Here is a 13381-nt window from a genome sequence, read left to right on the forward strand (position 1 = left end):
AGCGAGGATGAAAGCGCCCCGCGTTACCCTGGATCAGTGGAGAACGCTGCAGGCCGTGGTCGATCACGGCGGCTTCGCCCAGGCGGCGGAAGCCCTGCATCGTTCACAGTCGTCGATCAGCTACACCGTGGCGCGCATGCAGGAACAGCTCGGCGTACCGCTGTTGCGCATCGATGGACGCAAGGCTGTGCTCACCGAAGCCGGCGAAGTGCTGCTGCGTCGTTCGCGGCAACTGGTCAAATCCGCCGGCCAGCTGGAAGAGCTTGCTCATCACATGGAACAGGGCTGGGAGCCGGAAGTGCGCCTGGTGGTGGACGCCGCCTACCCCACCGTGCGCCTGGTGCGCGCCCTCTCCGCCTTCATGCCGCAGAGTCGCGGCTGCCGCGTGCTGCTGCGCGAAGAGGTGCTATCGGGCGTGGAAGAAGCCCTGGTGCAAGGCCATGCCGATCTCGCCATCAGCGGCCTGAACATCCCTGGCCACCTGGGCGCGGACCTCTCCATCGTCGACTTCGTCGCCGTGGCCCATCCCGATCACCCGCTGCACCGCTTGCAGCGTGAGGTCACTCACCAGGACCTGGAAACCCAGATGCAGGTGGTGATCCGCGACTCCGGCCGCCTGCAGCCGCGCGATGTCGGCTGGCTCGGCGCCGAGCAGCGCTGGACGGTGGGCAGTCTCGCGACCGCCGCCACCTTCGTCAGCAACGGCCTGGGCTTCGCCTGGCTGCCGCGGCACATGATCGAACGCGAACTGCGCGACGGCCAGCTCAAGCCGCTGCCGATGAAACAGGGCGGCGTGCGCGAGAGCCGCTTCTATCTTTATCCGAACAAGGAAAAGCCCCTCGGCCCGGCAACGCAGATCCTCGTGGAACTGCTGACCACCTTCGCCAACGTGCCGCTGGACGCCCATTTCGCCGCTCCCGAGAGCCAGGCCTGAGGAGCCCGCCATGCCCTTCTTCGACCACGCCGGCCACCGCCTGCATTACGAGGAAAGTGGTTTCGGAACCCCGGTGCTGCTGGTACACGGGCTCGGCTCCAGCACCCGCGACTGGGAGTTCCAGGTCCCTGAACTGGAAAAGCGCCACCGCGTGATCGCCCTCGACGTGCGCGGCCACGGCCAGTCGGACAAGCCACGCCAGCGCTACAGCATCGCCGCCTTCGCCGAGGACGTGATCGCCCTCCTCGACCATTTGAAGCTCGGCCGCGTGCACCTTGTGGGCATCAGCATGGGCGGGATGATCGGCTTCGAACTGGCCACCCGCTGGCCGGAGCGGCTGGATAGCCTGACCATCGTCAACAGCGCCCCGGAAGTGAAGCCGCGCACCTTGCGCGAGTATCTGGAAGTGGCGCGCCGGCTGTTCCTGGCCCACGTACTGGGCCTGGACACCGTGGGCAAGGCGCTGGGCAAGCTGCTCTTCCCCAAGCCCGAACAGAGCGACCTGCGCCGCAAGATCCAGCAGCGCTGGCCGCAGAACGACAAGCGTGCCTATCTCTCCAGCCTGCACGCCATCATCGGCTGGGGTGTGCAGGAACGCCTCACGCGCATAACCTGTCCAACCCTGGTGATCAGCGCCGACCGCGATTACACCCCGGTGTCGCTCAAACAGGCCTACGTCGGGCGCATGCCCAACGCGCGCCTGGTGGTGATCGAGGACTCGCGCCATGCGACGCCGCTGGACCAGCCGGAAAGATTCAATACCACCCTGCTCGACTTCCTCGAGCAGGTCGACCATCCCTAGAACCTCAGGAAACATCCGCCAAATGACCCTGTTCAAACGCTTCCTGCTCGCCGCCTGCTCCCTGGTCCTGGCCGGTTCGGTGTTCGCCGCCGACAGCAAGAACCCGCACGTGCTGCTGTCGACCACTTCCGGTGAAATCGAAATCGAGCTGTACGCCGACAAGGCACCGATTTCCGTGAAGAACTACCTGTCCTACGTCGACAGCGGCTTCTACAACGGCACCGTCTTCCATCGTGTGATCCCCAACTTCATGATCCAGGGCGGTGGCTTCACCGAGAACATGAAGGAGAAAGACACCCAGGCGCCAATCAAGAACGAGGCCGACAATGGCCTGCTCAACGAGCGCGGTACCCTGGCCATGGCGCGCACCAGCGACGTGAACTCGGCCACCAGCCAGTTCTTCATCAACCTGACCGGCAACGACTTCCTCAACCACGGCGCCCGCGACTTTGGTTACGCCGTGTTCGGCAAGGTCGTACGCGGCATGGGCGTGGTCGACCAGATCGCCCAGGTCCAGACCGGCAACAGCGGCATGTTCCAGGACGTCCCGCGCACCCCGGTGGTAATCCTCTCCGCCAAGCGTCTGTGATTCTGCGGAACCACGGCTGACGGAGGCCATTTACAGCAGGGCCAGGATGGCCCTGCGAACAACCCGAGACCCATCATGCTTTACCGTCGTTTCGAGCGTCTGATCGATCCCTTCCGCGACGTCCCCGAGCGCATGCCGCCGTCTGACGTCATCCGCTTCTACGTCTACTACCTGCGCCAGGTCTGGCCGGTATTCCTCGCCCTGCTCTTCGTCGGCCTGATCGTCGCGCTGATCGAAGTCGCGCTGTTCAGCTACCTGGGGCGCATCGTCGACCTCGCGCAAGGCACCGCGCCGGCCGACTTCTTCACCCTGCACGGCCGCGAGCTGATCTGGATGGCCGTCGTCGCGCTGATCCTGCGCCCGGTGTTCAACGGCCTGCACGACATGCTGGTGCACCAGAGCATCAACCCCAGCATGACCAACCTGATCCGCTGGCAGAACCACCGCTACGTGCTCAAGCAGAGCCTGGGCTTCTTCCAGAACGACTTCGCCGGACGCATTGCCCAGCGCATCATGCAGACCGGCAACTCCCTGCGCGATTCCGCCGTGCAGGTGGTCGACGCCATCTGGCACGTAGTCATCTACACCGTCAGTGCCCTGGTGCTGTTCGCCGAGGCCGACTGGCGCCTGATGATCCCGCTGCTGCTGTGGGTCGTCGGCTACGTCGGCGCGCTGGGCTACTTCATTCCCCAGGTGAAGCATCGCTCGGTGATCGCCTCGGACTCGCGCTCCAAGCTGATGGGCCGGATCGTCGACGGCTACACCAATATCACCACCCTCAAGCTGTTCGCCCACACGCGCCAGGAAGAGGACTACGCCCGCGAAGCCATCGACGACCAGACCCGCAAGGCCCAGCGCGCCGGCCGCGTGGTCACGTCAATGGACGTCACCATCACCGTCTTCAATGGCCTGCTGATCGCCGGCACCACGGGCCTGGCCCTGTGGCTGTGGACCCAGTCGCTGATCTCGGTCGGCGCCATCGCCCTGGCCACCGGCCTGGTCATTCGCATCAACAACATGTCCGGCTGGATCATGTGGGTGGTCGGCGGCATCTTCGAGAACGTCGGCCAGGTGCAGGACGGCATGCAGACCATCGCCCTGCCCCGCCAAGTGAACGACCAGCCTGACGCCAAGCCGCTGCTGGTGAGCCATGGCGAAGTGCGCTTCGACCAGGTGGATTTCAGCTACGGCAAGGGTGGCGGCCTGATCAGCGGCCTGGACCTGACCGTGCGCCCCGGCGAGAAGATCGGCCTGGTCGGCCCGTCCGGCGCGGGCAAGTCGACCCTGGTGAACCTGCTGCTGCGCCTGTATGACCTCGAGGGCGGGCGCATCCTGATCGACGGCCAGGACATCGCCCACGTGACCCAGGAAAGCCTGCGCGCGCAGATCGGCATGGTCACCCAGGACACGTCCCTGCTGCACCGCTCGATCCGCGACAACCTGCTCTACGGTCGCCCGGATGCCAGCGAGGCGGATTTGCAGGACGCGATCCAGAAGGCGCGCGCCTCGGAGTTCATCCCGCAACTGAGCGACGCCGAGGGGCGCACCGGCCTCGACGCCCACGTCGGCGAGCGCGGCGTGAAGCTCTCCGGCGGCCAGCGCCAGCGCATCGCGATCACCCGCGTGCTGCTCAAGGACGCACCGATCCTGATCCTCGACGAAGCCACCTCGGCGCTGGACTCGGAGGTGGAGGCGGCGATCCAGGAGAGCCTGGAGACCCTGATGCAGGGCAAGACGGTGATCGCCATCGCGCACCGGCTGTCCACCATCGCGCGCATGGACCGCCTGGTGGTGCTGGAGCATGGCCGCGTGGTCGAGAGCGGCAGCCATGCCGAGCTGCTGGCCCATGGTGGGCTCTATGCACGGCTGTGGCGGCACCAGACGGGCGGGTTCGTCGGGGTGGATTGAATCCCCGCTCACCAATACCGCACTTGTAGGAGCGGAGCTTCTCCGCGATCACTGCGAAAGCAGTGCCTTCTCCAGACCGGCCTGTCGGCCGGGTCGCGGATAGGATCCGCTCCTACATAAAGCCTTTGAACGCCCCTGAATGCACCGGTGGCGCGATGACAGGCAACACCGCTCTTGTAGGAGCGGAGCTTCTCCGCGATCACCGCGATAGCGGTGACTTCTCCAGCACCGGCCTGGCGGCCGGGTCGCGGATAAGATCCGCTCCTACATAAAGCCTTTGAGCGCCCCTGAATGCGCCGATGGCGCGGTGACAGGCAACACCGCTCTTGTAGGAGCGGAGCTTCTCCGCGATCACCGCGATAGCGGTGACTTCTCCAGCACCGGCCTGGCGGCCGGGTCGCGGATTAGATCCGCTCCTACAAAAGCCCCTGAAGGCACCGGTGGCGCGGTGACAGGCAACACCGCTCCTACAAAAACTGGCGAACGAGCATAAAAAAGCCCGGCATAAAGCCGGGCATGTCCAAATCCAGGACAGCTCAGTGTGTATCCAGTAATGCCAGCGCCTCGCGGCTCAGGCGCTCGACCGTGGCCCAATCGCCGCTGTCGATGGCGGCCTTGGGCAGCATCCAGCTGCCCCCCACGCACATCACGTTGGGCAGGCGGTAATAGTCATTGAGGTTGTCCGGGCCGACGCCGCCGGTGGGGCAGAAACGCACCTCCGGGAACGGTCCGCCAAAGGCCTTGAGGGCTTCCACGCCGCCGCACACCTTCGCCGGGAACAGCTTGAAGCGACGCAGGCCGTGACGGTACGCCGCCATGATTTCCGACGCGGTGGCCACGCCCGGCAGCAGCGGCACGGGACGCGTCACGGCATGTTGCAGCAGCTCCTCGGTGCAGCCCGGCGTGACGATGAACTTCGCCCCCGCCTCCTCCGCCTGGCGGAAGGTCTGCGGGTCGAGCACGGTGCCGGCGCCGACGATCAGCTCCGGGCGCTGCTCGCTCAACTGACGGATCGCGGTCAGGCCCAGCGAGGTCCGCAAGGTCACTTCCAGAACGGTGATGCCGCCGGCTGCCAGAGCATCCGCCATGGGCAGGATGTCCGCCTCGCGGTCGATGGTGATCACCGGCAGGATGCGCGCGCGCTGCGCCAGGGCATCGATCTGCTGGATGTGTTGTTCAGGCATAGCGGTAACTCCGTGCTTCAGGGGCACCAGTGGATCGAAAGAGGTGAACGCAGGAACGCATTGACCGGCATGCGCTGGTCGTCGTTGTCGCCGAGCGCCTGGCTCAGGGTGGCCAGCTTGGACTCGCCCTGGATCGCCAGGATCTGCACCCGCGCGCCCTGCAACACGGCGCGGGTGAGGGTCAGGCGCTGGTGCGGCACGGTCGGCGCCCACATCGGCAGGCAGCGGCGAGCACTGGCCGGATCGAGGGCCTCGACCAGATTGGCGCTGCCGGGGAACAGCGAGGCGGTATGGCCGTCGTCGCCCATGCCGAGCACAAGTACGTCGATCGGCAACGAGAGTTCGTGGAGGTAGCGATCGGCCTTGTCGGCCGCCTCTTCCAGGCTGGTCGCCGGCTGATAAAGGCCGATGAAATGCGCCTTGGCCGCCGGCCCCTTGAGCAGGTGGCGACGCAGCAGGCCGGCATTGCTGTCGGGATGCGACTCCGGCACCCAGCGTTCGTCGGCAAGGCTGACGGCCACCTTCGACCAGTCCAGCACCGCGCCGCTCAATGCTTCGAGAAAGGCCACCGGACTACGCCCGCCGGACACCACCAGCAGCGCGCGGCCACGTTCGATCAGCGCCTCGCGCAGCGCATCGGCCACCGCCTCCGCCAGCCCGCGGGCCTGCTCGGCGGCGTTGTTCCAGGTTTTCCAGGCCATGCCTTCTTTCAGGCTCGGTTCAAAGATCGCCATACCAGTCCCTCCCATCGCGTGCGATCAAGGCAACGGCCGCCTGCGGGCCCCAACTGCCTGCCGGGTAAGGCTTGGGCTCCTCGCCCAGGCGCCCCCAGCCGTCGATCAGACCGTCGCACCATTTCCAGGCGGCTTCGATCTCATCCTTGCGGACGAACAGGTTCTGGTTGCCTTGCGTGACTTCCAGCAACAGCCGCTCGTAGGCGTCCGGCGTCCGGGCGGTCTGGAAGGTTTCGGAGAAATTCAGTTGCAGCGGGCCGGTGCGCAGTTGCATGCCCTTGCCCAGCCCCTGGTCCTTGGTCATCACCTGCAGGGAAATGCCCTCGTCCGGCTGCAGGCGGATGATCAGGCGGTTGCTGATCAGCGAGCGCTGCTCCGGCGCAAAGATGTAGTGCGGCGGTTCCTTGAAGTGGATGACGATCTGCGACAGCTTCTGCGGCATGCGCTTGCCGGTACGCAGGTAGAACGGAACTCCGGACCAGCGCCAGTTGCGGATGTCCACCCGCAGGGCGACGAAGGTCTCGGCATCGCTGTTGGTATTGGCGTTTTCCTCGGCAAGGTAGCCGGGCACCGCCTTGCCGTCGATGTAGCCTGCGGTGTATTGGCCACGCACCACCCGCGTAGCCAACTGCTCCGGAGCGATGGGCTCCAGCGCGCGCAGCACCTTCACCTTCTCGTCGCGGATGCTGTCGGCGGTGAGGTCCGCTGGCGGGTCCATGGCGATCAGGCAGAGCAGTTGCAGCAGGTGGTTCTGCACCATGTCGCGCAGTTGGCCGGCCTTGTCGAAGTAGCCCCAGCGGCCTTCGATGCCGACCTTCTCGGCCACGGTGATTTCCACGTGGGAGATGTGGTTCTGGTTCCACTGGGTCTCGAACAGGCTGTTGGCGAAGCGCAGCGCGATGAGGTTCTGCACCGTCTCCTTGCCCAGGTAGTGGTCGATCCGGTAGATGCGGTTTTCCGGGAAGAAGCGCGCCACGGCGTCGTTCACCGCGCGGGACGACTCCAGGTCGTGGCCGATGGGCTTTTCCAGCACGACGCGAGTGCGCTCGGCCAGGCCGGCGGCGGCGAGGTTCTCGCAGATGCCGCCGAACACCGAGGCGGCGGTGGCGAAGTACGCGACCAAGGTCTTCTCGTCGCCCACCAGGTCAGCCAGCGCCTGGTAAGAGCCGGCATCGAGGAAATCCATACTCAGGTGCTGCAGGCGCGCCTGGAAGCGGGCCCAGACCTGTTCGTCCCATTCCTTCGCCGGGACGTACTGACGCAAACGTCGTTCGATGGTCGCCAACGGCGCTTCACTGGCGCCGTCGTCGCGGGCCAGGGCAAGAATGCGGGTATCGCGGTGCAGCAGGTCTTCGCGGTCGAGCTGGTAAAGCGCCGGCAGCAGTTTGCGCAGGGCGAGATCACCCAGGGCGCCGAACAGCGCAAGGGTGCAGGGCAGAACGCGGACTTCAGGCATTTGTTGTTACCAACCAAATTTTGAACGATAGTTAGCCTTCTACGCCGGCATTAAGACAAATATGTAGTAATTAAACAACATATTTTTGCCGCCTCGCACCGCTGTTGGTCGCCTGCCGGCCTGCAGTTAGGATAGCGCCGCTGGCCGGCCCTACCCGGTCAACCGTCGATTACCCCAAGGAGCACGGATGAAGAACCTGCTGGAGCAGATCCAGAGCCGACTGGAAGAGCTGAACAAGGCCGAGCGCAAGGTCGCCCAGGTGATCCTGCACGACCCGCAGCAGGCAACGCGCTTCAGCATCGCCGCGCTGGCCCAGGCCTCCAGCGTCAGCGAGCCGACGGTGAACCGCTTCTGCCGCTCCTTCGGCATGAGCGGCTACCCGGAGCTGAAGATCCAGCTGGCGCAGAGCCTCGCCAGCGGCGCGGCCTTCGTGACCCAGGCGGTCGCCGCGGACGACGGCCCTGAGGCCTACACCCGCAAGATCTTCAGCAGCACCATCGCCTCGTTGGACAGCGCCCACAAGCTGCTCAATCCGAAGGTGATCGACCGTGCCGTCGATCTGCTGATCCAGGCGCGGCAAATCCACTTCTTCGGTCTAGGCGCCTCGAGCTCGGTGGCGCTGGACGCGCAGCACAAGTTCTTCCGCTTCAACCTGGCGGTGTCTGCGCAGAGCGACGTGCTGATGCAGCGGATGATCGCCTCGGTGGCGCACACCGGCGATCTGTTCGTGGTGATTTCCTACACGGGACGCACCCGCGAACTGGTGGACGTGGCGCACCTGGCGCGGCAGAACGGTGCCTCGGTGCTGGGCCTGACCGCCGCTGACTCTCCCCTCGCCCGCGCCAGCACCCTGAGCCTGGACATTCCGCTGCCCGAAGACACCGACATCTATATGCCGATGACCTCGCGCATCATCCAGCTTACGGTGCTCGACGTACTCGCCACTGGCGTGACCTTGCGCCGCGGCGTGGACTTCCAGCCGCACCTGCGCAAGATAAAAGAGAGCCTGGTACCGACGCGCTACCAACTCGATGAGGACAGCTGAGACCAGCGACTGATCGGCCGATGACCGGCGGCAGCACGCTCTTCGTAGGAGCGGAGCTTCTCCGCGATCACTGCGATAGCGGTGCCTGCTCCAGCACCGGCCTGGCGGCCGGGGCGCGGATAAGATCCGCTCCTACATAAAGCCTTTGCGCTGGTGGCGCAGTGACAGGCAACACCGCTCTTGTAGGAGCGGAGCTTCTCCGCGATCACCGCGATAGCGGTGCCTGCTCCAGCACCGGCCTGGCGGCCGGGTCGCGGATAAGATCCGCTCCTACATAAAGCCTTTGCGCTGGTGGCGCGGTAACAGGCAACACCGCTCTCGTAGGCGCGGAGCTTCTCCGCGATCACCGCGATAGCGGTGCCTGCTCCAGCACCGGCCTGGCGGCCGGGTCGCGGATAAGATCCGCTCCTACATAAAACCTTTGCGCTGGTGGCGCAGTGACAGGCAACACCGCTCTTGTAGGAGCGGAGCTTCTCCGCGATTACCGCGATAGCGGTGCCCTCTACAGCACCGGCCTGGCGGCCGGGTCGCGGATAAGATCCGCTCCTACATAAAGCCTTTGCACCGGTGGCGCGGTGACAGGCAACACCGCTCTTGTAGGAGCGGAGCTTCTCCGCGATTACCGCGATAGCGGTGCCCTCTCCAGCACCGGCCTGGCGGCCGGATCGCGGATAAGATCCGCTCCTACATAAAGCCTTTGCGCTGGTGGCGCAGTGACAGGCAACACCGCTCTTGTAGGAGCGGAGCTTCTCCGCGATTACCGCGATAGCGGTGCCCTCTCCAGCACCGGCCTGGCGGCCGGGTCGCGGATAAGATCCGCTCCTACAGAGATCAGACCAAGCCGGCGCGCAGGTTCAGCAACATCCGCTCGCCCTGCGCGAGGATCAGGCCGCCGGCGCGGTAACCGGCGGCGCCGATGCACAGGAAGCGCTCCGCTTCGCCCGGCTCGACCTGCTCCACCGCGCGGCTGCCGGGGTGCCAGATGACGCTGCCGGCACTGGTGTTCTTGTCGATGCGCAGGCGGCGTTGCCAGCCGGCATCTTCCAGCACCAGGGAACCGGTGTTGTAGAGCACCTGCTTGACCGCGCCACGGGGCGCCCAGGTGTTGGGCAGGCCACTGGCCTTGCCGTCCAGCTCCATGCCGTGGACCACCGAGCGGCGCAGCGACCCCACGCGCCAGTAAGGCTGCAGGGCGAAGCTGAAGAGGCAGTCGCTGTCATCCTCGTGGTAGCTGGAAAGCTCGATGTCCAGGTCCTGGCCCAGGCGCGCTTCCAGGCGCACGTGCCAGTCCTCGATGTCCAGCTGCCAACTGACCACCACCTTGCTGTCATCGGCCCAGGCATCGAGCATGCGCCACTCGCGCTGGCGAGCCCAGCCGTGCTGGGGCCAGTCGGTTTCCACCGGGTGGCTACCGAACCAGGGCCAGCAGACCGGAATACCGCCACGAATCGGCGCGGTGCTCAGGCTCGGCCACTGACTGGAACACCACAACAGCGGGCGCGCGCCGCGCGGCTGGAAGTGCAGCAGTTGCGCGCCCTGGCGGCTGAATACCGCCTGGCATTGCGGGTGATCGATGAGCAGCAGGTCGCGACGCTGGAAGCGCACCCAGTCGAAGGGCCGCTTGGCCCGCATGGAATGAAAAAAGCGCTGCAGCGGATGCTCGAGCATTGTCCGGATGTCCTGATCCAATCCCTGCCCGGACATTCCGGGGCGTGAATATCTCTGTAGTTTCACTACATCTTACAGAAAAGGCGGCGATTCTAACCGCAAAGCCTAGTCACGCGCAGCGCCCGTGCCAACGGAAAATCAGTTCTCACGAGTCCCGAGGCCGCCGGTTGTCTGCTCCGAGGTAGTTTGGGATTTCTCAGCAAGGGCTCGCCCTCTCCCTAACCCTCTCCCTGAAGGGAGAGGGGACTGTTCAGTTTCAATCGAAACTCCTCACACGCCGGCAACTCCGATCTGCTCCCTCTCCCTTCGGAGCGGGGCGCGTAGCCAGGGCTGGGGAGAGGGAAAACCGCAGGCACAGACTCACAAGAAGACAGTTGCACCTACAAAAAAGCCGCTAGCGCGACCACCCTGTTCGCGACTGGTAGCAGGCAAAAAAAGCCCGTCGAATCGACGGGCCCAATGATGCACCAGGGAGCAATCAGAAGCTGGACTGGATCTTCAGGCCGGCCACCACGGCGTTATTCACCTCGTCCACCCCGCCCGGATGGCGGATGTACTGCAGGTTCGGGCGCACGGTGAGCCAATTGGTCACATGCACGCCGTAGTACAGCTCGGCGTCGTACTCGGTGTCCTGGATCGGCTGGTACAGCGGGTTGTCGTAGTCGTCGATGCCGTTGACCTGGTTGGTCAGGCGCTGGCGATCCTGCACGTCGTCGTTGACGTGAATGCGCGCCAGGCCCAGGCCGATGTCGTCCTTCGGCCGCGCGTCGAACAGGCCTTTGTAGACCAGCCCCACCTGCTGGTAGTTGTCGACGGTGTTGGTCGCCTCGTCATGCACGGTGAAGTTGGCGAACAGGCTCAGGCCGCGCGAGGCGTCGCCGTTGTGCGCGGTGACCTGCTGCTGCGCCACCACCCACCAGCCGTGCTTGCTGTCGTGGGATTTGAACGGCTCGCCGGTGAGCGGCTGCGGGTTGCCGTTGACGTCTTCGTAGACATCGTCTGCCTTGGCGGTGCTGTAGTAGTAGCCCAAGCGGTATTCGCCGGGCAGCTGCGCGGCGCCGACCTTCGGCTGCCAGACCAGCTCCACCGGCAGGATGGTGCCCTTGGTGCCGCTGCCGTTGAGCTTGAAGCCGTTGCCGGTTTCCAGGTTCGACGGGTTCTGGTTGTAGGCGCCGACCTGGGCGAAGAATTCGTCGTTGAAATTCCACTTCACCCGCGCGGCCCATTGGCTGACCGGCCAGTTGTACCAGATGCCACCCACCCAGTTGCCCACCTGCGAGCCGCAGAAGGCCAGGTTCTGGAAGTCGCAGGGGAAGCTGTTGAAGTCCTCGCCCTCGCCGAAGCGGCCGACCTTCACGTCCAGCGCACCATCGAAGTATTTCTGCTTGATCCACATCTGGGTCAGACGCCAGGTCTGGCCCCGGCCCCAGACTTCCTGCACGGAGCTGAACTGTCCGGCGCGCGGGTCGCTGATGCGGTCGTTGGAGAGGTTGCGGCCGCTGCGCTCGGTAACGGTCAGCTGGAACTCGGTGTCGTTCCAGCCGAGGATCTTCTGCAGGTCCAGATGAGTACCGAGGGCGAACTGGTCGGAGTAGCGCGCCGTGGTGTGCTGGTCGTAGCCGCCGCCCAGGTTGCTGGCCGCCTCACCGACATAGTCGAGCTTGAAGTCATACCCCTTCTCCAGCAGCTCGGTGCGTTTGCCGCCCCAGTCTCCCAGGCCCCACTGGGACTCGGAAGAGAAGGCATCCGCGGCATGGGCGACGTTGCCCACGCATCCCAGAGCGAGCAGGCAGCCCAGGGTTCGTGCTGCAGGCCGGTTCTTGTTGTTCTTGTGCATCTCCAGCGTCCTCGTTGTCTTGGTATCAAGCGTAGTTACAGGCAGGGGTGTTTCAGGAATGCTTCTGTCGGGCCAACGGCGTCACCTTGTTCGCGCCGTCGCCACGCGGCGCGGCGCGCAGGCGCTCGCCGCTCTGCGCGTCGAACAGCAGCGCGCGGGAGGGATCGAAGCGCAATTGCAGGGAAGAGCCCGGCTGCGGTGTCTGGTCCGGTGCGAGACGGCAGCAGACCTTGGCGCCATTCAGGGTGACGAAGACCAGGGTGTCCGGGCCGGTAGGTTCGACGACCTCCACCTCGGCACGCAGATCGCTCGGGCCATTGACGCCATCGGTAGCCAGTTGCAGCTGCTCCGGACGCACACCGAGAATCAGCTCGCGGCCTTCGGCGAGACCGACATCCAGCTGTAGCGGCAGCTCGCAGCGATCCTGGCCGCTGTCGAGCACACCGACCAGGCGATTGCCCAGCGGCTGCATCTTGAGCGGGATGAAGTTCATCGGCGGCGAACCGATGAAGCTGGCAACGAACAGGTTGGCCGGATCGTTGTAGATCTGCTGCGGCGTGCCGAACTGCTGGACGATGCCGTCCTTCATCACCGCCACCTTGTCACCCAGGGTCATGGCCTCGATCTGGTCGTGGGTCACGTACACCGTGGTGGTCTTCAGGCGCTGGTGCATCAGCTTGATTTCGGTGCGCATCTCCACGCGCAGCTTGGCATCGAGGTTCGACAGCGGTTCGTCGAACAGGTAGATCTTCGGCCGCCGCGCCAGCGCCCGGCCCATGGCCACGCGCTGCTGCTGGCCGCCGGAGAGCTGCGAGGGTTTGCGCTCGAGCAGGTGCTCGATCTGCAGCAGCTTCGATACACGGGCCACTTCCGCATCGATCTCGGCCTTGGGCAGTTTGCGGATCTTCAGGCCGAAGGCGATGTTCTCGCGCACGCTCATGGTCGGGTACAGCGCGTAGGACTGGAACACCATGGCGATGTCGCGGTCCTTCGGGCTCATCCCGCTGATGTCCTGGCCGTCTACCAGGATGGCGCCACCGGTGACATTTTCCAGGCCGGCGATGCAGTTCATCAGGGTGGATTTGCCGCAGCCGGAGGGGCCGACCAGGATCAGGAATTCGCCCGAGGCGATCGACAGGTTGATCGACTTCAGCGTGTCGGCCAGGCCGCTGCCGTAGGACTTGTGCAGGTTGTGCAGTTCGAGTGTGGACATCTTGGGCTTAC

11 protein-coding genes are annotated in these 13381 nt (G+C 65.1%); 5 read left to right on the forward strand and 6 right to left on the reverse strand.

Annotated elements, in window-relative coordinates:
- The first annotated feature begins 7 nt into the window (after nt 1-7).
- The 4 genes from JVX91_RS24640 (at nt 8) to JVX91_RS24655 (ending at nt 4233) form a co-directional block, all read left to right on the forward strand.
- Complete coding sequence (locus tag JVX91_RS24640; RefSeq protein ID WP_205336692.1) at nt 8-934, forward strand: LysR family transcriptional regulator; 927 nt, start codon at nt 8-10, stop codon at nt 932-934.
- A gap of 10 nt (nt 935-944) precedes the next feature.
- Entirely contained in the window at nt 945-1736 is a 792-nt protein-coding gene (locus tag JVX91_RS24645; protein WP_205336693.1) for an alpha/beta fold hydrolase, read from the forward strand.
- 28 nt (nt 1737-1764) lie between these two features.
- On the forward strand, nt 1765-2325 hold the full coding sequence (locus JVX91_RS24650) for a peptidylprolyl isomerase (RefSeq protein ID WP_240201792.1): 561 nt from the start codon (nt 1765-1767) through the stop codon (nt 2323-2325).
- A 75-nt stretch (nt 2326-2400) separates the two neighbouring features.
- Entirely contained in the window at nt 2401-4233 is a 1833-nt protein-coding gene (locus JVX91_RS24655) for an ABC transporter ATP-binding protein (protein WP_205336695.1), read from the forward strand.
- Between the two features lie 536 nt (nt 4234-4769).
- On the opposite strand, the gene JVX91_RS24660 is transcribed toward JVX91_RS24655, so the two are convergent.
- The 3 genes from JVX91_RS24660 to zwf are packed head-to-tail and all read right to left on the reverse strand — an operon-like array spanning nt 4770 to nt 7607.
- A complete protein-coding gene (locus JVX91_RS24660; RefSeq protein ID WP_205336696.1) occupies nt 4770-5417 on the reverse strand; it encodes a bifunctional 4-hydroxy-2-oxoglutarate aldolase/2-dehydro-3-deoxy-phosphogluconate aldolase in 648 nt (215 codons plus the stop codon).
- A 17-nt stretch (nt 5418-5434) separates the two neighbouring features.
- Nucleotides 5435-6151: a 6-phosphogluconolactonase gene (gene pgl, locus JVX91_RS24665; protein WP_205336697.1), complete on the reverse strand. Its 717-nt coding sequence runs from the start codon at nt 6149-6151 to the stop codon at nt 5435-5437.
- Nucleotides 6138-7607, reverse strand: coding sequence for a glucose-6-phosphate dehydrogenase (zwf, locus tag JVX91_RS24670; RefSeq protein ID WP_205336698.1), 1470 nt, complete (start codon nt 7605-7607; stop codon nt 6138-6140). The genes pgl and zwf overlap by 14 nt, the downstream gene beginning before the upstream one ends.
- A 187-nt stretch (nt 7608-7794) precedes the next feature.
- Here zwf and JVX91_RS24675 point away from each other — a divergent pair, with 187 nt between their 5' ends.
- Nucleotides 7795-8652 carry a MurR/RpiR family transcriptional regulator gene (locus JVX91_RS24675; protein ID WP_205336699.1) on the forward strand — a complete coding sequence of 286 codons (858 nt, stop codon included), beginning with the start codon at nt 7795-7797 and terminating at the stop codon, nt 8650-8652.
- Between the two features lie 831 nt (nt 8653-9483).
- On the opposite strand, the gene JVX91_RS24680 is transcribed toward JVX91_RS24675, so the two are convergent.
- The 3 genes from JVX91_RS24680 to JVX91_RS24690 form a co-directional block, all read right to left on the reverse strand.
- Nucleotides 9484-10320 carry a D-hexose-6-phosphate mutarotase gene (locus tag JVX91_RS24680; protein ID WP_205336700.1) on the reverse strand — a complete coding sequence of 279 codons (837 nt, stop codon included), beginning with the start codon at nt 10318-10320 and terminating at the stop codon, nt 9484-9486.
- 478 nt (nt 10321-10798) lie between these two features.
- Complete coding sequence (locus JVX91_RS24685) at nt 10799-12157, reverse strand: carbohydrate porin (RefSeq protein WP_205336701.1); 1359 nt, start codon at nt 12155-12157, stop codon at nt 10799-10801.
- A 52-nt stretch (nt 12158-12209) separates the two neighbouring features.
- A complete protein-coding gene (locus JVX91_RS24690) occupies nt 12210-13370 on the reverse strand; it encodes an ABC transporter ATP-binding protein (protein ID WP_205336702.1) in 1161 nt (386 codons plus the stop codon).
- Nucleotides 13371-13381: the final 11 nt, after the last annotated feature.

The sequence above is a fragment of the Pseudomonas sp. PDNC002 genome (genome assembly GCF_016919445.1).
Lineage (GTDB): Bacteria > Pseudomonadota > Gammaproteobacteria > Pseudomonadales > Pseudomonadaceae > Pseudomonas.

Excerpts from the sequence above, each read along its gene's own strand:
- JVX91_RS24640 (WP_205336692.1), top strand. The coding sequence starts at position 8 with ATGAAAGCGCCCCGCGTTACCCTGGATCAGTGGAGAACGCTGCAGGCC.
- JVX91_RS24645 (WP_205336693.1), top strand. The coding sequence starts at position 945 with ATGCCCTTCTTCGACCACGCCGGCCACCGCCTGCATTACGAGGAAAGT.
- JVX91_RS24655 (WP_205336695.1), top strand. The coding sequence starts at position 2,401 with ATGCTTTACCGTCGTTTCGAGCGTCTGATCGATCCCTTCCGCGACGTC.
- JVX91_RS24660 (WP_205336696.1), bottom strand. The coding sequence starts at position 5,417 with ATGCCTGAACAACACATCCAGCAGATCGATGCCCTGGCGCAGCGCGCG.
- pgl (WP_205336697.1), bottom strand. The coding sequence starts at position 6,151 with ATGGCGATCTTTGAACCGAGCCTGAAAGAAGGCATGGCCTGGAAAACC.
- zwf (WP_205336698.1), bottom strand. The coding sequence starts at position 7,607 with ATGCCTGAAGTCCGCGTTCTGCCCTGCACCCTTGCGCTGTTCGGCGCC.
- JVX91_RS24675 (WP_205336699.1), top strand. The coding sequence starts at position 7,795 with ATGAAGAACCTGCTGGAGCAGATCCAGAGCCGACTGGAAGAGCTGAAC.
- JVX91_RS24680 (WP_205336700.1), bottom strand. The coding sequence starts at position 10,320 with ATGCTCGAGCATCCGCTGCAGCGCTTTTTTCATTCCATGCGGGCCAAG.
- JVX91_RS24685 (WP_205336701.1), bottom strand. The coding sequence starts at position 12,157 with ATGCACAAGAACAACAAGAACCGGCCTGCAGCACGAACCCTGGGCTGC.
- JVX91_RS24690 (WP_205336702.1), bottom strand. The coding sequence starts at position 13,370 with ATGTCCACACTCGAACTGCACAACCTGCACAAGTCCTACGGCAGCGGC.